The organism is Neoroseomonas oryzicola, assembly GCF_012163135.1.
Taxonomy (GTDB): domain Bacteria; phylum Pseudomonadota; class Alphaproteobacteria; order Acetobacterales; family Acetobacteraceae; genus Neoroseomonas; species Neoroseomonas oryzicola.
On sequence record NZ_JAAVUP010000004.1, the window covers coordinates 192696 to 210243 of the forward strand.

Annotated in this window: 19 protein-coding genes and 1 pseudogene; 17 read left to right on the forward strand and 3 right to left on the reverse strand. The window is 72.4% G+C overall.

The window, feature by feature from the left end; genetic code table 11:
* The first annotated feature begins 17 nt into the window (after nucleotides 1-17).
* Both GWK15_RS15770 and GWK15_RS15775 read left to right on the forward strand, forming a co-directional pair.
* The gene (locus GWK15_RS15770; RefSeq protein WP_168042311.1) at nucleotides 18-602 is read left to right on the forward strand and encodes an HXXEE domain-containing protein; all 585 of its coding nucleotides are present in this window, start codon (nucleotides 18-20) and stop codon (nucleotides 600-602) included.
* Between the two features lie 77 nt (nucleotides 603-679).
* Complete coding sequence (locus GWK15_RS15775; RefSeq protein ID WP_168042312.1) at nucleotides 680-1471, forward strand: SDR family oxidoreductase; 792 nt, start codon at nucleotides 680-682, stop codon at nucleotides 1469-1471.
* A gap of 62 nt (nucleotides 1472-1533) precedes the next feature.
* On the opposite strand, the gene GWK15_RS15780 is transcribed toward GWK15_RS15775, so the two are convergent.
* Nucleotides 1534-2166: an MSMEG_1061 family FMN-dependent PPOX-type flavoprotein gene (locus GWK15_RS15780; protein WP_168042313.1), complete on the reverse strand. Its 633-nt coding sequence runs from the start codon at nucleotides 2164-2166 to the stop codon at nucleotides 1534-1536.
* 117 nt (nucleotides 2167-2283) lie between these two features.
* On the opposite strand from GWK15_RS15780, the gene GWK15_RS15785 reads away from it, so the two are divergent.
* Nucleotides 2284-3036, forward strand: coding sequence for a YebC/PmpR family DNA-binding transcriptional regulator (locus tag GWK15_RS15785; RefSeq protein WP_168042314.1), 753 nt, complete (start codon nucleotides 2284-2286; stop codon nucleotides 3034-3036).
* Between the two features lie 10 nt (nucleotides 3037-3046).
* Here GWK15_RS15785 and GWK15_RS15790 read toward each other — a convergent pair whose 3' ends face one another.
* Entirely contained in the window at nucleotides 3047-3649 is a 603-nt protein-coding gene (locus GWK15_RS15790; protein ID WP_168042315.1) for a LysE family translocator, read from the reverse strand.
* 75 nt (nucleotides 3650-3724) lie between these two features.
* Complete coding sequence (locus GWK15_RS15795; RefSeq protein WP_168042316.1) at nucleotides 3725-4387, reverse strand: winged helix-turn-helix transcriptional regulator; 663 nt, start codon at nucleotides 4385-4387, stop codon at nucleotides 3725-3727.
* A 148-nt stretch (nucleotides 4388-4535) separates the two neighbouring features.
* Between GWK15_RS15795 and GWK15_RS15800 the strand changes: the two are divergent.
* From GWK15_RS15800 to folP, 14 genes and pseudogenes are all read left to right on the forward strand, one after another.
* Nucleotides 4536-4838 (forward strand): annotated as a pseudogene (locus tag GWK15_RS15800) (YkvA family protein); the annotation flags it as partial.
* Nucleotides 4839-4949: 111 nt separating this feature from the next.
* On the forward strand, nucleotides 4950-5468 hold the full coding sequence (gene ruvC / locus GWK15_RS15805) for a crossover junction endodeoxyribonuclease RuvC (RefSeq protein WP_168042318.1): 519 nt from the start codon (nucleotides 4950-4952) through the stop codon (nucleotides 5466-5468).
* A 115-nt stretch (nucleotides 5469-5583) separates the two neighbouring features.
* Nucleotides 5584-6201, forward strand: coding sequence for a Holliday junction branch migration protein RuvA (ruvA, locus tag GWK15_RS15810; RefSeq protein ID WP_168042319.1), 618 nt, complete (start codon nucleotides 5584-5586; stop codon nucleotides 6199-6201).
* The gene (gene ruvB, locus GWK15_RS15815) at nucleotides 6198-7232 is read left to right on the forward strand and encodes a Holliday junction branch migration DNA helicase RuvB (protein WP_168042320.1); all 1035 of its coding nucleotides are present in this window, start codon (nucleotides 6198-6200) and stop codon (nucleotides 7230-7232) included. The genes ruvA and ruvB overlap by 4 nt, the downstream gene beginning before the upstream one ends.
* Nucleotides 7229-7696: a YbgC/FadM family acyl-CoA thioesterase gene (locus GWK15_RS15820; protein WP_338147267.1), complete on the forward strand. Its 468-nt coding sequence runs from the start codon at nucleotides 7229-7231 to the stop codon at nucleotides 7694-7696. Before ruvB ends, GWK15_RS15820 begins: the two co-directional genes overlap by 4 nt.
* A gap of 69 nt (nucleotides 7697-7765) precedes the next feature.
* Nucleotides 7766-8509, forward strand: a complete 744-nt coding sequence (gene tolQ, locus GWK15_RS15825) for a protein TolQ (RefSeq protein ID WP_168042321.1) — start codon at nucleotides 7766-7768, stop codon at nucleotides 8507-8509.
* Nucleotides 8510-8516: 7 nt separating this feature from the next.
* Nucleotides 8517-9041: a protein TolR gene (tolR, locus tag GWK15_RS15830; protein ID WP_168042322.1), complete on the forward strand. Its 525-nt coding sequence runs from the start codon at nucleotides 8517-8519 to the stop codon at nucleotides 9039-9041.
* A gap of 16 nt (nucleotides 9042-9057) precedes the next feature.
* Nucleotides 9058-10089: a hypothetical protein gene (locus GWK15_RS15835; RefSeq protein ID WP_168042323.1), complete on the forward strand. Its 1032-nt coding sequence runs from the start codon at nucleotides 9058-9060 to the stop codon at nucleotides 10087-10089.
* A complete protein-coding gene (gene tolB, locus GWK15_RS15840) occupies nucleotides 10086-11462 on the forward strand; it encodes a Tol-Pal system beta propeller repeat protein TolB (RefSeq protein ID WP_168042324.1) in 1377 nt (458 codons plus the stop codon). The genes GWK15_RS15835 and tolB overlap by 4 nt, the downstream gene beginning before the upstream one ends.
* A 219-nt stretch (nucleotides 11463-11681) precedes the next feature.
* Nucleotides 11682-12146, forward strand: a complete 465-nt coding sequence (gene pal, locus GWK15_RS15845; RefSeq protein WP_168042325.1) for a peptidoglycan-associated lipoprotein Pal — start codon at nucleotides 11682-11684, stop codon at nucleotides 12144-12146.
* 43 nt (nucleotides 12147-12189) lie between these two features.
* Nucleotides 12190-13059 (forward strand): tol-pal system YbgF family protein, encoded by an 870-nt coding sequence (locus GWK15_RS15850; protein ID WP_245211691.1) that lies wholly within the window; start codon nucleotides 12190-12192, stop codon nucleotides 13057-13059.
* Between the two features lie 51 nt (nucleotides 13060-13110).
* Nucleotides 13111-14322 (forward strand): tRNA lysidine(34) synthetase TilS, encoded by a 1212-nt coding sequence (gene tilS / locus GWK15_RS15855; protein WP_168042326.1) that lies wholly within the window; start codon nucleotides 13111-13113, stop codon nucleotides 14320-14322.
* Nucleotides 14323-14407: 85 nt separating this feature from the next.
* Nucleotides 14408-16330, forward strand: a complete 1923-nt coding sequence (ftsH, locus tag GWK15_RS15860) for an ATP-dependent zinc metalloprotease FtsH (protein WP_168042327.1) — start codon at nucleotides 14408-14410, stop codon at nucleotides 16328-16330.
* Between the two features lie 160 nt (nucleotides 16331-16490).
* Nucleotides 16491-17531 carry a dihydropteroate synthase gene (gene folP, locus GWK15_RS15865; RefSeq protein ID WP_168042328.1) on the forward strand — a complete coding sequence of 347 codons (1041 nt, stop codon included), beginning with the start codon at nucleotides 16491-16493 and terminating at the stop codon, nucleotides 17529-17531.
* The last annotated feature ends 17 nt before the right edge of the window (nucleotides 17532-17548 follow it).

The window sequence follows — 17548 nt, forward strand, 5'->3', positions numbered from 1 at the left end:
GTCCGGGGCAGGGACCGATGCAGGGACTGAAGACGTGGCTCGCGGGGCGCTGGGTGGCGGCGGCCGGTTTCATGGCGGCGGCGCTGCTCGCGATCCTGCCGCTGCTGCACGCGTCCTATGCGCTGCCGCTGGTGCTCCTGTTCCTCCATAGCCCCGGCTACATGGTCCACCAGGTCGAGGAGCATACGGGCGATCGCTTCCGCCGCTTCGTCAACCAGCGGATCTTCGGCGGCCGGGATGCCCTCAGCGTCACGGCGGTCCTCGTCATCAACCTGCCCGTCGTCTGGGGTCTCAACCTCGCGGCGCTGTATGCCGCCTTTCTCTGGGGCGCTGGGTTCGGGCTGGTGGCGCCCTATGCGATGCTGCTGAACGGCATCACCCATATCGCCGCCGCCCTGCGCTTCCGCGGCTACAATCCGGGTCTGGCGACCTCGGTGGTCGTGTTCCTGCCGCTGAGCCTCGCGACGATCGTCGCGATCGGGCCGGTCGGGATCGGCTTCCATCTCGCGGCGCTGGGACTGGCCGTCGTCCTGCATGGTCTCATCATCGCCGATGTTCTCCTGCGGTTGAGGCGGAACGCGGCCCAGGGTCTGACGCCATAGCGCGAGGGCCGCGCCGCATGGCCCGGTCGCCCGGCGCCTGCTAGGGACGCGCGGGAACGCGTTCCAAGGGGGTAGGGATGGATCTGGGTTTCAGCGGGCGGCGGGTGCTGGTGGTCGGCGCCTCTGCGGGGATCGGCTTCGCGACGGCCGAGGCGCTGGCGGCGGAAGGGGCGGGGGTCGTGATGGCCTCCCGCGACGCGGCGGGCATCGCCGCGGCGGCGGATCGCATCGCGGCAGCGACGGGGCGCCGGCCCGCGACCGCGGTCGCCGACATCACGCAGGACGGTGCGGCCGAGGCGCTGCTGGCGGAGGTCGCGGCGCGCTGGGGTGCGGTCGATGCGGTGGTGGATGCGGTGGGTGGTTCGATCCGGTCGGGCTTCGAGGCGCTGAGCGACGCGGACTGGATCGGCAACTACACCTTCAACGTGCTTTCGGCCGTGCGGGTGGTGCGCGCGGCGCTGCCGCTGCTGCGCAAGGGGCATGCGCCGTCGGTGGTGCTGCTCGGCGCGGCGGCGTCGCGGATGCCCTATCCGAATCAGATCGTGTCGAACGTGCACAAGGCGGGCCTGCTCGGCCTGACCAAGACGCTGGCCGGCGAGTATGCGGCCGAGGGCATCCGGGTGAACTGCGTCGCGCCCGGGCGCACGCTGACCAGGCTGTGGACCGACCGCGCCGCGAAGCTGGCCGCGGAGCGCAACGTCACCGCCGAGGACGTGATCGCGGAATTCGCGCACGAGATCCCGCTGGGCCGTTTCGGCAATCCGGAGGAGATCGCCGCGATGGTGGTGTGGCTCTCGAGCCCCCGTGCCTCCTACGTCACCGGCCAGACGGTGAATGTCGACGGCGGCATCGCGCGCGGCCTTTTGTAAGCCCCCCGGTTCCCAAAGAAGGGAGGGGGATTCGGGGGAGGTTCTCCTCCCCCGACCTTGCTTCAGTACATCGTCTGCTTGAGCCGTTCCGGCGCGTCCCGGTCATAGGCCGAGGCGTCCACCTGCCCGTCCCCGCGATGGGACGCGATCAGCTGCCCCATGGTCGGCAGCCCTTCCGGGCGCGCCTTCCCGTCCCACAGGCGCGACCGCATGATGGACTTCGCGCATTGCATGAAGAGCTCGGTGACGGTCACGACCAGCACCGTCGTCGGCGTCTTGCCGCGTTCGACGAAGCGGGAGGTCAGCGCCGGGTCGGCCGTGATGCGGGCCGTGCCGTGCACGCGCAGCACCTCCGACGCGCCGGGGACGAAGAAGATCACCGAGACGCGGTTGTCCTCGAGGATGTCGCGCAGGGCATCGAGCCGGTTGTTGCCCCGCCGGTCGGGGATGACGAGCGACCCGTCCGGCTCGACCGCCACGAAGCCCGGCGCGTCCCCGCGCGGGGTGGCGTGCACGCCGCGGGACCCGACGGTCGAGATGATGCAGAAGGGGGAGGCCGCGATCCAGGCGCGGGCGGTCGCCTCCATCCGGTAGGCCACCTTCTTGAGAGGCCCTTCCAGCGGCTGGTCGTAGAGTTCCCGCAGGCGGGCCTCGGAGGTGACGGCGAAGGGGTCGGCGGGGGTCTGCGTGTCCATGGGGCCAGTCTGGCCCGGTTGCGCACCGTCCGGCCAGCCCGCGCTTGCCCGGGGCGGCGGGCGGCGGGTAGAAGCGCGGCCGATCCGACATCACCGATTTTCGAGAGAGAGGCGGCCATGGCCGGCCATTCGCACGCGAAGAACGTCATGCACCGCAAGGCGACCCAGGGCGCCAAGCGGGCCCAGGCCTTCGGCAAGCTGATCCGCGAGATCACGGTCTCCGCCAAGATGGGCATCCCGGACCCGGCGATGAACCCGCGGCTGCGCGCGGCGGTGAAGGCGGCTCTGGTCGCCAACATGACCCGCGACACCATCGACCGCGCCATCAAGCGGGCCAGCAGCGCCGGGCAGGGCGAGGACTACCAGGAGGTCCGGTACGAAGGCTACGGCCCCCACGGCATCGCCATCATCGTCGAGGCGCTGACCGACAACCGCAACCGCACCGGCGGCGACCTTCGGTCGATCTTCAACAAGAACGGCGGCGCGCTGGGGGAGACCAATTCGGTCGCCTTCCAGTTCGAACGCAAGGGCGTGCTGCGCTACAAGCCGGACGCGGCTTCCGCCGACGCCATGCTGGAAGCGGCCATCGAGGCCGGCGCCGAGGATGTGGAATCCGACGCGGAGGGGCATGAGGTGTCCTGCTCGGTCGAGGATTTCGCCGCGGTGCGCGATGCGCTCGAGGCGAAGTTCGGCCAGGCCGAGGCGGCGAAGCTGGAATGGTGGCCGTCCACGACCGTCGACCTCGACGAGGAGAAGGCGCGCGAGGTGCTGAAGCTCGTCGATGCGCTCGACGACAATGACGACGTGCAGAACGTCTACGCCAATTTCGAGGTGGACGAGGCTGCGGCGGAACGGCTCTCGGCCGCCTGAGCCGCCATGCTCAGGGCCCCTGGAGCAACAGGGGCCAGAGCGTCGCGGCGAGCAGCGCGCCCATCGACAGGTTGAAGAGGCGGAGCCGCCTGGCATCCGAGAGCAGGTCGCGAATCACGAGGCCGCAGCCGGTCCAGGCGGCGAGGCTCGGCAGGATGGCGAGCGCGAAGACCGCCGAGACCAGGATGACCGAGACGAAGGGCGCCGTCGCGCTGACATAGACGGCCATGGCGCTGACGGCCGCCACCCAGGCCTTCGGATTGACCCATTGGAAGGCCGCGGCCTCGGCGAAGGTGAGCGGCTTCGGCACGGCCGCGCCAGCCCCGATGGCGCGGGCCGAGCCGATGCGCCAGGCGAGGACCAGCAGGTAGCCGGCACCGGCGAACTTCAGCGCCAGGTGCAGCGCCGGTATCGCCGTCAGAACGGCGCCGAGCCCCAGTCCGACGCCGAGCAGCAGCGAGCCGAATCCGGCCGAGATCCCGAGGATCTGCGGCACGGTGCGGCGGAAGCCGAAATTGGCGCCTGAGGCGAGGAGCATGAAGTTGCTCGGCCCCGGCGTGATGGAACTCACCGCGGCGAAGACGAGCAGTGCGAGCAGGGTGTCGGTGGGCATCGGGCTCTCCCGTCAGGCGAGGAGCAGAGTGATGCCCGGCCCGCTGTCCGACGTGGGGTCCGGAATCCTGACCCGTCAGGATGCGGCACGGATCTCGGCGAACTGGTACCGGTCGAACCAGCCCGGGAAGGCGCGCGCCAGGTCGCGCGGGCCGTCCATGGCGAGGCCGAGGCGCCTGGCTTCCGGGAACTCGGCATCGCCACGCCACCAGGCGACGAGCGCCGGGAGCGGCCCATGCAGGCGCAGGCGCTCGGGGAAGCCGGGATTGTGCTCGCAGACCGATGCCTCGCCAGGGCGGAGCAGCATGAAGCGCGTGGCGTGGCCGCGCAGGTCGAAGCGCAGGACGGTCGGGGCGCGCGGGAGGGCCTCCGCCCGGGTGCGACGCGCCATGTCGGCCAGCACGGGCTCGAGGTCGAGGTCCTCCGCCGCCGCGCGCCGCGGCAGCCAGCGCTGGCCCCAGACGGCCAGGGCGCCGATGACGGCGGCCAGCTCGTGGCCCGCGGGCGTCAGCCGATATTCCGGCCCGTGCGGTCCTTCGCCGCGGATCACGGCGCCGAGATGCACCAGCCCCTGCAGACGTTCCGACAGCATCGTGCGCGAGATGCGCGGGATGCCCCGGCGGATGTCGTTGAAGCGATGGCTGCCGGAGAGCAGCTCGCGGACCACGAGCAGCGTCCAGCGCCCGCCGAGCGCCTCGTGGGCCCGCGCGACCGCGCAGAACTGACCGTATCCGCTCATGATCTCAGGCTACCATGACGTGCCGGCCACGACCGGTCCGGAATCCGGACCGACCAACCGCCGCGCTGCCCCGGGCCGAGGCGCGCTATAAGCCGGCATGCTTTCCGTTCCCCTTCGCGGCCACACGGCCGCCTGAATCGGCATGCTCGCGCGACTGAAAGGCTGGGCGCGTGTCATCAAGCGCGACGTGCTGGCCGTCTGGCTGGCGGCACGGGACCCGCGCACGCCCTGGTATGCGCGGGTGCTGGCGGTGGCCGTCGCGGCCTATGCGCTGTCGCCCATCGACCTGATCCCGGACGTCATTCCGGTGCTGGGCTATCTGGACGACGTCATCCTGGTGCCGCTCGGCATCCTCGCGGTTGTCGCGCTGGTGCCGAGGGACGTCATGGCCGAGTGCCGGCTGCGGGCCGAGGCCGCCGTGGCGCGGCCGGTGAGCCGGGCGGGGGCGGCCTTCATCGTCGCGGTCTGGGTGCTGCTCGGTCTCGCCGCCGGATGGGCCGCTTGGCAGCACCTGGCCGGGTGAGCGGGCAGGGCCGGCCGGCTTCTGGTAGAACCGCGCCGCATGTCGCGCCGGCCGATTCGCATCCTGGGCCTCGATCCGGGCCTCCAGCACACCGGCTGGGGGCTGATCGAGCATGACGGCTTCCGGCTGCGCTTCCTGGCCGAGGGTGTGGTCTCCACCACGCCCGCCGAGGATCTGCCCGACCGCCTGCTCGCGCTGCACCGCGGCCTTGCCGCCGTGATCGACCTGCACGCGCCGGAGGAAGCCGCGGTCGAGAACACCTATGTCGCGCGGAACCCGGATTCCGCGCTGAAGCTCGGCCAGGCGCGCGGCGTCGTGGTGCTGGCGCCGGCGCTGGCGGGCCTCGCGGTCGCGCAATACGGCGCGATGGAAGTGAAGCGCGCGGTGGTGGGCAACGGGCATGCGGCGAAGGAACAGGTGCAGGCGATGGTGAAGCACCTTCTGCCCGGCGTGACCTTCAAGCGCGCGGACGCTGCGGATGCGCTGGCGGTGGCGATCTGCCACGCGCATCACCGGCAGTCGAAGCGGGCGCTGGCGCGGGGGTATCAGCCGGCATGATCGTGCGGCGCATCGTTGGAGGGGCGCCGCCCCTCCAAGCCACCCCGGCAAAGGCCGAAAGGCCTTTGCGAACCGGGTTCCAAAGGCCTTTCGGCCTTTGGTGGGGGCGGGCGCGATGATCGGCGCGCTGAAGGGGCGCTTGGAGTCCACGCATGAGGGCGGCTGCGTCTTCGACGTGAACGGCGTGGGCTACCTGCTGTCGTGCTCTCGCAAGACGCTCGATGCGCTGGCGGGGCGCGAGGGCGCGCAGCGCCTGCTGGTCGAGACGCGCGTCAGCCAGGACGCGATCACGCTCTATGGCTTCGCCGATGCCGCCGAGCGCGAGGCTTTCCGCGCGCTCATCGAAGTGAAGACGGTCGGCCCGCAGAAGGCGCTGATCGTGCTGTCCTCGCTGACGCCCGATGGCCTGGCGCGCGCCATCGCGGGCAAGGAACGCAAGCGGCTGTCCGAGGTGAAGGGCCTGGGCGCGGCGACGGCGAACCGCATCGTCGACGAACCCGCGATGCAGAAATGGGCCGTGGGCCGCGCGACGCCCGAGGCGGACGGGGAGGGCGCGCTGCCCTCCGTCGCGCCTGAGCGGGGCGCGGAAGCCGATGCCGTCTCGGCCCTGGTGAACCTTGGCTGGAAGCAGCCCCAGGCCGTGACCGCCATCGCGCGCGTGGCGAAGCGCCTGGGTGAGGCCGCGACGCTCGACGCGCTGATCCGCGAGGGCCTGAAGGAGATGGCGCGATGAGCGAGCGGCTCACCTCGCCCGACAAGCAGGACGACGATTACGGCGAGCACGCGCTGCGCCCGCAGACGCTGGCCGACTTCACCGGCCAGGCGAGCCTGCGGGAGAACCTCGCGGTCTTCATTGCGGCGGCGAAGGCGCGCCAGGAACCGATGGACCACGTGCTGTTCCACGGGCCGCCGGGCCTCGGCAAGACGACGCTGGCGCAGATCGTCGCGCGGGAACTGGGCGTCGGCTTCCGCGCGACCTCCGGGCCGGTGCTGCAGCGGTCCGGCGACCTTGCGGCGATCCTGACCAATCTGCAGCCGCGCGACGTGCTGTTCGTCGACGAGATCCATCGCCTGCAGCCGGCGATCGAGGAGACGCTCTATCCCGCGATGGAGGATTTCTGCCTCGACCTCATCATCGGGGAGGGGCCGGCGGCGCGGACCGTGCGTATCGACATCCCGCCCTTCACGCTGATCGGGGCGACGACGCGCGCGGGGCTGCTGGCCACGCCGCTGCGCGACCGCTTCGGCATCCCCCTGCGCCTGGTGTTCTACACGGCCGAGGAACTGCACGGCATCGTCACGCGCGGGGCGCGGAAGCTCGGCTTCGCGCTGTCGGACGACGGCGCGATGGAGATCGCGAAGCGGTCGCGTGGAACGCCGCGCATCGCCGGCCGCCTGCTGCGTCGCGTGCGCGACTTCGCGATGGTCGAGAACCGCGTCGCCGACCGCGCCATGGCCGATGCGGCGCTCAAGCGGCTCGAGGTCGACGAGCTCGGCCTCGATGCCATGGACCGCCGCTACCTCCGACGCATCGCGGAACACCATGGCGGCGGGCCGGTCGGGATCGAGACGCTGGCCGCGGCGCTGGCCGAGGGGCGCGACACGCTCGAGGAAGTGGTCGAGCCCTACCTGATCCAGGAAGGCCTGGTGCTGCGCACGCCGCGCGGCCGGATGCTCGGCGAACGCGGCTGGCGGCATCTCGGCCTCGCGCCGCCGGCGTCGATGGTCGCCCAGCTGGACCTCTTGCGGGACACAGATTCGTGAGCGCGACCGAACCGGATGCGGGGGATGGCATCCATCGATACAACCTCAGGGTGTATTTCGAGGATACGGATGCGGGCGGCATGGCCTATCACGCCCGGTATCTGCACTGGGCGGAGCGCGCCCGGACAGAATCCTTGCGTGCCATTGGGTTGCCACACAATCTGATGATAGAACGTCATCGCGCCCTGCTCGTGGTGCGGCGCATCGAAGTGGAGTATTGGCGGCCCGCCCGCCTGGACGATGCCGTGGTCGTGGAGACGGCCGTCCGCCGGGTCACCGGCGCCCAGATCGTGCTTGACCAGACCGTCCGGGGGGCGGAAGGGCAGGGCGCACCGGGCGAACGGCTCGCTGGGCTGAAGGTCGGCCTCGTTTCGGTCGACCAGGACAGTCTGAAGCCCGTGCCGCTGCCCGAACCCTGGCGGACGGTGCTCAAGGGGCTGGTCCGCGCCGAGGCGCCGGGCTGAGCCCCCGTATTCGTTGAAGGCGGCCGCGGCCGCGATCGCCCCCGGCGGGGGCGGGAAAGGAGACTCGGCGTGAACGGTAACGTCACCGCTCAGGCACTCGGGCAGGCAGCCCACGACATCTCGCTCTGGGGGCTTTTCCTCCAGGCCGACTGGATCGTGAAGCTGGTCATGATCGGCCTGCTGCTCGCCAGCATCTGGGTCTGGGCGATCGTCTTCGACAAGGTGACGAGCATCCGCCGCGCCAACAAGGCGGCCGACGCCTTCGAGGACCGCTTCTGGTCGGGCGGCAGCCTGGACGACCTCTACGCCCGCGAAGGCGAGGAGCCGACCAACCCGATGGCCGCCGTCTTCGGCGCCGCGATGCGCGAATGGCGCCGCAGCGCGGGCAAGGCCGCGCTCCTCGGCGGCGCCAAGGAACGCGTCGAGCGCGCGATGTCGGTCACCATCGGGCGCGAGATGGAACGGCTCGAGCGCTGGATGGTCTTCCTCGCCTCGGTCGGCTCGGTCGCGCCCTTCATCGGCCTGTTCGGCACGGTGTGGGGCATCATGAATTCCTTCACCGCCATCGCGGGGATGCAGAACACCAACCTCGCGGTCGTCGCCCCCGGCATCGCCGAGGCGCTGTTCGCCACCGCGATCGGCCTGGTCGCCGCCATCCCGGCGGTGCTCGCCTACAACAAGCTGAACACCGACCTCGCGCGGTTCGGCGGGCGGCTCGAATCCTTCGCCACCGAGTTCGGCGCGATCCTGTCCCGCCAGACCGAGACGGCGGCCAACGACACGGCGGCGCCTGCCGCCTCCGCGGCGGAATAGACCGACCATGGCCGGGCCCATGATCGGCGGGCGCGACCGCAGGTCGCGCTACCGCCCGATGGCGGAGATCAACGTCACCCCGCTGGTCGACGTGATGCTCGTGCTGCTGATCATCTTCATGGTCGCGGCGCCGCTGATGACGGTGGGCGTGCCGGTCGACCTGCCGCGCACGGCGGCGACGCCGCTCAACCAGGAAACCGAGCCGCTGACCATCACGGTCAACCCGGAAGGCAAGATCTTCCTGCAGGAGACCGAGGTGACCGCGGACGACCTGGTGCCGCGGCTGCGCGCCATCGTCGGCCAGCAGCCCCAGGGCCAGCCGGAACGCCGCATCTTCGTCCGCGGCGACCGCGCCATCGCCTATGGCCGCGTCATGGAGGTGATGGGGATCATCTCGAGCGCCGGCTTCACCCGCGTCGCGCTCCTCGCCGAACAGCCCTCCGGCCAGCCAGCCGCCGCCCGCCCGTCCGGGTCGCCGCAGCGCCCGGCCGCCCCGCCGGCGCGCCCGCAGGCCGGCCAGCCGCGCGGCTGAGGAAGGAGACGGAGGGGTGTACGAGCCCTCCCGCGACGATTCCCGCCTGAACCGGTGGGCCGGCATTTCCGCCGGCCTGCATGCGCTGGTGCTCGGCATCGGGGCGCTGTTCGTGCTCGCGCGCCCGATCCCGGAGCCGGAGGAGCAGGGCATCGCGGTCGAACTCGTCTCGCCCGGGCCGCCGCTGCTCGCGCAGGCGGACGTGCCCGCGCCGATCCCGGCGCCGCCGACCCCGCAGGCCGAACCGCGCCCGCCGACGCCGGAACCCCCGGCGCCCGAGCCGCCGCGCAACACGCCGCCCGAGCCGCCCCCGCCGCCGCCCCCGCCGCCGCCGGCGCCCTCGCCCTCGCCCGCGCCGCCGAGCCCGACGCCGCCGACGCCCTCCCCGCCCACGCCGCCGCCGGCGCCGACGCCCGAACCCACGCCGGCGACGCGCCAGACGCAGCAGACCCCGCCGCCGCCAACGCCGCAGCCGCCGCAGCAGCAGGCCGCCGCGCCGCCGCGCCCGACGCCGCCGCTGCCCCTGCCGCCGCCCCCGGTGCCGCCGCCGCCCGAACCGTCCGAACAGGCCGGCACCGGCCAGACGCCGCCGGTGCAGCGGCCGCAGGACCGCAGCAATTCGGTGCTGAACACGCTCGAGCGGCTGCGCACCGCGCAGCAGCAGGACCGCGCGCCGACCGCGCGGCCGAACCCGTCCGGCAGCCCGCAGCAGGGCGGCGGCAGCCCGACCGGCGCCGCGGCGCTGACGCAGGGGGAGATCCGCGGCCTCGCCGAGCAGATCTCCGAATGCTGGAACGTCGACCGCGGGATGCTCGGGCTCGACCAGATCGTGGTGGAGCTGCGCGTGCAGCTCGACAGCCAGGGGGTGGTGCGCAACGTCGTGCCATCCGGGGCGCCGCCATCGGACCCGCGCGCGCGCTCGGTCTACGAATCCGCGCGCCGCGCCCTTATGTCGCCGCAGTGCAACCCGCTTCGCGTCCCACCCAGCAAGTACGGCACCGTCATGGCGTCGGTCTTCCGCTTCAATCCGAGGGGCCTCGTGAGATGAACCCTGATTCCCCCTTCGCGCCGACGCGGCGCCTGGTGCTGATGGGCGCAGGCGCCGGCCTGGTCGCGCCGGGCATCTTCGCGACGCCGCTGCCGGCTTCCGCCCAGCAGCCGCAGGGTGCCGTCATCGACATCACCCGCGCGCGGACGGATCCGATCCCGATCGCCATCCCCGACCTTGCCGGGGCGGGGGAAGGCGCGCGCGTGGGCCGCGACATCGCCCGCGTCATCCAGGCCAACCTGCGCAATTCGGGCCTGTTCCGACCGGTCGACCGCCAGGCCTTCATCCAGACCGCCGAGGCCGCGGCCCAGACGCCGCGCTTCCAGGACTGGCGCGTGATCGGCGCCCAGGCGCTGGTTACGGGCCGCGTGCTGGAACAGGGCGGTGGCCTGCGCGTCGAGTTCCGCCTGTGGGACGTGCTGCCCGAGACCCAGCTGCAGGGCACCGCCTTCACCGCCCCCGCGGCGCAGTGGCGGCGCATCGCGCACATGATCTCGGACGTGATCTACGAACGGCTGCTGGGCGAGAAGGGCTACTTCGACACCCAGGTCGTCTATGTCAGCGAGACCGGGCCGCGCGACCGGCGCACCCGGCGGCTCGCCATCATGGACCAGGACGGGGAGAACAACCGCTTCCTGACCGATGGCCGCTTCGCCGCGCTGACGCCCCGCTTCCATCCGACGCAGCGGCGCATCGCCTTCATGTCCTACCAGGACCGCGGCCAGCCGCGCGTCGTGCTGTTCGACCTCGATTCCGGCTCGCAGCAGGTGCTGGGCAACTTCCCGGGCATGACGCTTTCGCCGCGTTTCTCGCCGGACGGGCGGTCGGTGGTGCTGTCGGCCACGCGCGGGGGCGATGCGAACATCTACATCGTCGACCTCGGTTCGCGGCGGGAACGGCAGCTGACCTCGGGCGGCGGGCTCGACGTCTCGCCCTGCTTCTCCCCGGACGGGTCGCAGATCGTCTTCAACTCGGACCGAGGCGGCGACCAACAACTTTACGTGATGGATGCGGGCGGCGGGAATGTCCGGCGCATCTCCTTCGGCCGGGGCCGCTACGCGACGCCGGTCTGGTCGCCGCGCGGGGACCTGATCGCCTTCACCCGCTTCGGCGGCGGCGGCGGCTTCGCCATCGGCGTCATGCGCCCCGATGGTTCGGGCGAGCGCATCCTGTCCGAGGGCTGGCAGATGGAAGGCCCGACCTTCGCGCCCAACGGCCGCGTGCTGATGTTCTACCGCGAGACCCGCTCGGATTCCCGCGGCGGCGGCTATTCCTCCCGCATCGTGTCGATCGACATCGCCGGCTTCAACGAACGGCCGATCCCGACGCCGACCGATGCAACCGATCCGGCCTGGTCGCCGTTGTTGTCCTGAGATGCGGTTCGAGACTGCGGCGCCGGCCCGCGCCCCGACCCGACCGCCCATGCGGGCATCCTGGATGGGGTTGTCGCGTGGGAGGCCGGGCCGGCGCTGCGTCCGAGAAGGTGCCGGATGGCGCAGTCCCGAACCCGCTCCGAGGCGTTCTGCCTTGACCCTGCCATCCGCCGGTGCTTTGCCGGCCCCGTTCCGTCCGACTTCCAGGAGATCCCCCCGATGAAGACCCGTCTTCTTGGCGTCGCCGCCCTCGCGCTGCTCGCCGCCTGCTCCAACACCGACCAGAACGCGTCGGCGACGGGTGGCGGCGGGGCCGGCACGATCCGCCCGGGCAGCCAGGAGGACCTGGTGGCCAATGTCGGCGACCGCGTCTTCTTCGACTTCGACAGCTCGGTGATCCGCGCCGATCAGCGCCCGGTGCTGCAGCGCCAGGCCGAGTGGATGGGCCGCTATTCGGACGTCCGGGTGCAGGTCGAAGGCCACACCGACGAGCGCGGCACGCGCGAGTACAACCTCGCCCTGGGGCAGCGCCGCGCGAATTCCGCGCGCGACGTGCTGGTCGCCTCGGGCGTGAACGGCGCGCGCATCTCGACCATCTCCTACGGCAAGGACCGCCCGGCCGCGCTCGGCTCGGACGAGGCCGCCTGGGCGCAGAACCGCCGCGCCGTCACCGTCGTCCAGTAATCGGAAGGGGCGGCCCGGACCCGCGCCGGGCCGTCGCGATCGCATGATGCCTCGCCTGACCATCCTCGCCGCCGTGGCGGCCCTGCCGTTGCTCGCAGCCACCCCGGCGGCGGCGCAGATGGACAGCCGCGAGGGCATCGCGCTGCAGAACCAGATCCTCGAGCTGCGACGGGACCTCGACGCGCTGCGGCGCGGCGGGGTGTCCTCGGCCCCCGTGCCGGTGGCCCCGCCGCGCGGTGGCCCGGCCCCCTCGGGGGATCTGGTGCAGCAGCTGCTCGCCCGCGTCGGCGAGCTCGAGGAACAGGTCCGCCGCCTGCGCGGCCAGCTCGACGTCGCCGAGAACGCCAATCGCCGCCTCTCCGAGGATGTGGAGAAGCTGCGCGGCGACATGGATTTCCGCCTCCAGCAGCTGGAAGGGGGTGGCCGGGCGGCTGCCCCGCGCCCTCCGCAGGGGCCGGCGGCCGCTCAGGCCCCGGCCCCGCAGCCTCAGGCGCCCGCTCCGGCCAGCCCTCCTCCGGCAACCGGGCCGCGACCCGCTGAACGGGCGATCGCCGACGGCCAGGCCGCGCTCGCCCGCGGCGACTTCGCCGGTGCCGAGGCCGCGGCGCGCGAGGTGACGACGGCCCGCCCCGGTCCGCGCACCCAGGATGCCAACATCCTGCTGGGCGAGGCGCTGCTCGGCCGCCGCCAATACCAGAACGCGGCCCTCGCCTTCGACGAGGCCTATCGGCGCAACCGGCAGTCCACCCGCGCGCCGGAGGCGCTGCTCGGTCTGTCCAATTCCTTCCTGGGCTTCGGGGCGCGGCGTGAGGCCTGCGACACGCTCGACCAGCTCGCATCGGAATTCCCCCGCGTGTCGCCGCAGCTGGCCCAGCGCGTCTCGGATGCGCGGCGGCGCGGCCAGTGCCGCTGACCGCCCGATGGGGATAGCGGGGGGCTGAGCCCGGCCGAATTCGCGGCGCTGATGGCGCCGCTCGGGCCGTTCGGGGCGGCGCCGCGGATCGCGGCGGGGGTTTCCGGGGGGCCGCACAGCCTGGCCCTGGCGCTGCTGGCCGATGGCTGGGCGCGGGCGCGAGGCGGGGATCTGCTCGCCCTGGTTGCCGATCATGGATTGCGCCCGGACAGCGGGGCCGAGGCCGAGGGCGTGGCCGCGCTGCTGGCCGCGCGCGGCATCGCGGCGCGGGTGCTGCGGCTGGGGCTGCCCGGTGGGCCGGGGCTGCAGGCGCGGGCGCGGGCGGCGCGGTTCGCGGCCCTGGCGGAAGCGGCGGCGGAGGACGGGCGGCCGTGGCTGCTGCTTGGCCATCACCGGGCGGACCAGGCGGAAACCGTCCTGTTCCGGGCGCTGCGGGGCAGCGGGCCGGAGGGGCTGGCCGGCATGGCGGCGGTGCGGGATGCCGGGCGGGTGCTGGTGCTGCGCCCGCTGCTTGGCGTCGCGCCGGCGCGGCTCGAGGCGGTGCTGGTCGCGGCCGGGGTGCCGCCGGTGCGGGATCCGAGCAACTGCGACCCCCGCTTCACCCGCGTCCGCCTGCGGCAGGCGCTGGGCGACCCCGAGGGGGAGGGGCCGGGGATCGCCGCCGTGGCGAAAGCGGCCGGGGCCTTCGCGGCGCGGCGGGCGCGGATCGACGCGGCGGTCGCGGAGCGGCTGGCCCTGGCCGCCGAGATCAGGCCCGAGGGCTTCGCGGCGATCGATCCGGCGCTTCTCGGCACCGATGCGGTGGCGCGGGCCGCGCTCGGGCGGCTGATCGCAATGGTGGGGGGCGGCGGCTTCCGGCCGGCGGCGGACGCGGTGGCGGCGCTGATGGCGCGCGGCGGCGGGACGCTCGGGGGCGCCTGGCTGCGGGACGGGGCCGGCGGGCGGTGGCTGCTGCTTCGCGACCCCGGAACGATCGGCCCGGAGGTCCCGGCGGTCCGCGGTGCGGCGTGGGACGGGCGGTACCGGATGACCGGGCCGGGACGGGCGGGATGGCGGCTCGGGGCGCTCGGGACGGTGCCGGCCGGCCTGCGCGGGGCCCATGGACTGCCCGACGCGGTCCTGCGGGCACTGCCCGCGGTGCGGGACCCGCACGGCGCGCTGGCCGCCGTGCCTTTGCTGGACTATCCTTCATTTGCCGACTGTGTGCCCTTCGCCGTGGCCTTCGCCCCGGGGGCGGGTGCTGGCGCCGCATTTTCCGGCTGACCATTCAAGCGTGGTCAACCGAACCTATGTTTAGTGCAGAACGCCGGCGGGACTTTCCGACCGGCACGGAGACGGACAACCGCACGTGAACAATTTCGGCCGGAACCTGGCGCTCTGGGTCATCGTCGCCCTGCTGCTCGTGGCGCTGTTCAACCTCTTCCAGCCTTCGGGCGGCGGGCGGGTGAGCGCGCAGCAGGTCGCCTACTCGGACTTCCTCAACGAGGTGAACGCCGGCCATGTGCGGGAGGTGTCGATCCAGGGTCGCACCCTGTCGGGCACGCTGAGCGACGGCCGCACCTTCCAGACCTACACGCCGGAAGACCCGCAGCTGGTCAGCCGCCTGACCGACAAGAACGTGCGCGTCGTGGCGCGGCCGGAGGAGAGCGACGTCAATCCGCTCATCCACTATCTGATGTCCTGGTTCCCGATGCTGCTGCTGATCGGCGTCTGGATCTTCTTCATGCGCCAGATGCAGGGCGGCGGCGGGCGCGCCATGGGCTTCGGCAAGTCCAAGGCGAAGCTGCTGACCGAGAAGCAGGGCCGCGTCACCTTCGACGACGTCGCTGGCATCGACGAGGCCAAGGCCGAGCTCGAGGAGATCGTGGATTTCCTGCGCGACCCGCAGAAGTTCCAGCGCCTCGGCGGCAAGATCCCGAAGGGCGTGCTGCTGGTGGGCCCGCCCGGCACCGGCAAGACGCTGCTCGCCCGGTCCATCGCCGGCGAGGCGAATGTGCCGTTCTTCACCATCTCGGGCTCCGACTTCGTCGAGATGTTCGTGGGCGTCGGCGCCTCGCGCGTGCGCGACATGTTCGAGCAGGGCAAGAAGAACGCGCCCTGCATCATCTTCATCGACGAGATCGACGCGGTCGGCCGGCATCGCGGCGCCGGCCTCGGCGGCGGCAACGACGAGCGCGAGCAGACGCTGAACCAGATGCTCGTCGAGATGGACGGCTTCGAATCCAACGAGGGCGTCATCATCATCGCCGCGACCAACCGTCCGGACGTGCTCGACCCCGCGCTGCTGCGCCCGGGCCGCTTCGACCGTCAGGTCGTGGTGCCGAACCCGGACGTGCAGGGGCGCGAGAAGATCCTGCGCGTGCACATGCGCAAGGTGCCGCTGGCCTCCGACGTCGATCCGAAGGTGATCGCGCGCGGCACGCCGGGCTTCTCCGGTGCGGACCTCGCGAACCTGGTGAACGAGGCGGCGCTGCTCGCCGCGCGCACCGGCCGGCGCACCGTCGGCATGCACGAGTTCGAGGCGGCGAAGGACAAGGTGCTGATGGGCAGCGAGCGGCGCTCGCTGGTCATGTCCGACGCCGAGAAGCGCATGACCGCCTACCACGAGGCCGGCCACGCGCTGGTCGCGATGCATGAGCCCGAGTGCGACCCGGTCCACAAGGCGACCATCATCCCGCGCGGCCGTGCGCTGGGCCTGGTGATGTCGCTGCCGGAAGGCGACCGCTATTCCAAGCACAAGTCGAAGCTGAAGTCGGAACTCGCCATGGCGATGGGCGGGCGCGTCGCCGAGGAACTGATCTTCGGGCCGGACAAGGTGTCGAACGGCGCGTCCGGCGACATCAAGATGGCGACCAACCAGGCGCGCATGATGGTCACCGAATGGGGCATGTCCGACGTGATCGGCATGATCGCCTACGGCGACAACAGCCAGGAGGTCTTCCTCGGCCATTCCGTGACGCAGACGAAGAACCTCTCGGAAGCCACGGCCCAGAAGATCGACGCGGAGATCCGCGCCATCATCGACGGCGCCTATGCCCGGGCGAAGCACATCCTGTCCGAGCACATGGACGAGCTGCATCTGCTCGCGAAGGGCTTGCTCGAGCACGAGACGCTGTCGGGCGACGAGATCAAGCAGGTGATCCGCGGCGAGCCGGTGGTGCGGAACCGGCCGGACGAGCCGGTGAACACCGGGCGCGGCAGCGTGCCCTCGGCCGGGCGGGCGACGCCGCGGCCGCCGGGGCTGAACCCGGGGCCGGCGCCGGCGACCTGACCGGTCCCGGAAGGGGCGCTGCCCCTCCGGACCACCCCGCCAGAGGCCGAAAGGCCTCTGGACACCGATACGGGGCGCGCTATGCCGGGCGCGCCCTTTTCTGTTGGTCCCGTCCGGGATGCCCCGCGCCGGGGCGGTCCGGAGGGGCGGAGCCCCTTCGATGCCCCGCTACGTCGAACCTCTCGGCCTCATCACCGGCCCCGTTGCGTTCCACGCGCTGCGCGAGGGCTTCGCCCTCCCGTTGCAGGGCGGCGACATCGCCTTCGCCTTCGTCCGCCTGATCGAGGATGGCGAGGATCTTGGCGTCGGGCCGATCCGCGAGGTGCCGGAGGATTGGCATGAGGCGATGCACGCCATCACCCAGCGCCCCGCGCCCTTCGCGGGCCTGACCGCCGACGGGCCGCTGGTGATGGGCGTGGTGAACGTCACGCCCGACAGTTTCTCGGATGGCGGCGTGCATTTCGACGCCAAGGTCGCGATCGATGCGGGCCACGCCATGCTGGAAGCGGGTGCGGACATCCTCGACATCGGCGGTGAATCGACGCGCCCCGGGGCGACCACCATCACGCCCAAGGAGGAGATCGCCCGCGTCATCCCGGTGGTGCGCGAACTCGCCAAGGCGGCGCCGGTCAGCATCGACACGCGCAACGCCGCGACGATGCGCGCGGCCCTCGAGGCCGGGGCGGAGGTTATCAACGACGTCTCCGCCCTGCGCCACGATGTCGAGGCGCTCGCCGTCGTCCGCGGATCGCACGCCCCCGTCATCCTGATGCACATGCCGGGGGACGATCCGGCGACGATGCAGTCGCTCGCGACCTATGACGATGTGGCCGTGCAGGTGACGGATTTCCTCGCCGAGCGCATCGCCGCCTGCGAGGCCGCGGGCATCCAACGCGGACGCATCGCGGTCGATCCTGGCATCGGCTTCGGCAAGACGATCGACCACAACCTGGCGCTGATCGACCGGCTGCCGCTGATCGCCTCCCTCGGCTGCAGGGTGGTGCTGGGGGCCTCGCGCAAGCGCTTCATCGGCACGCTCTCGGGCGTCGAGGAAGCGGGGAAGCGCGGGCCGGGCAGCGTGGCTGCCGCACTCGCCGGCGCGGCGCGCGGGGCTTCCGTGCTGCGGGTGCACGATGTCGCGGAGACCGTGCAGGCGCTCGCCGTCTGGCGCGCCTGCGCGGTCGGCCGCGCGCCGGCGTAGAGCCGATCCCGGTCAGG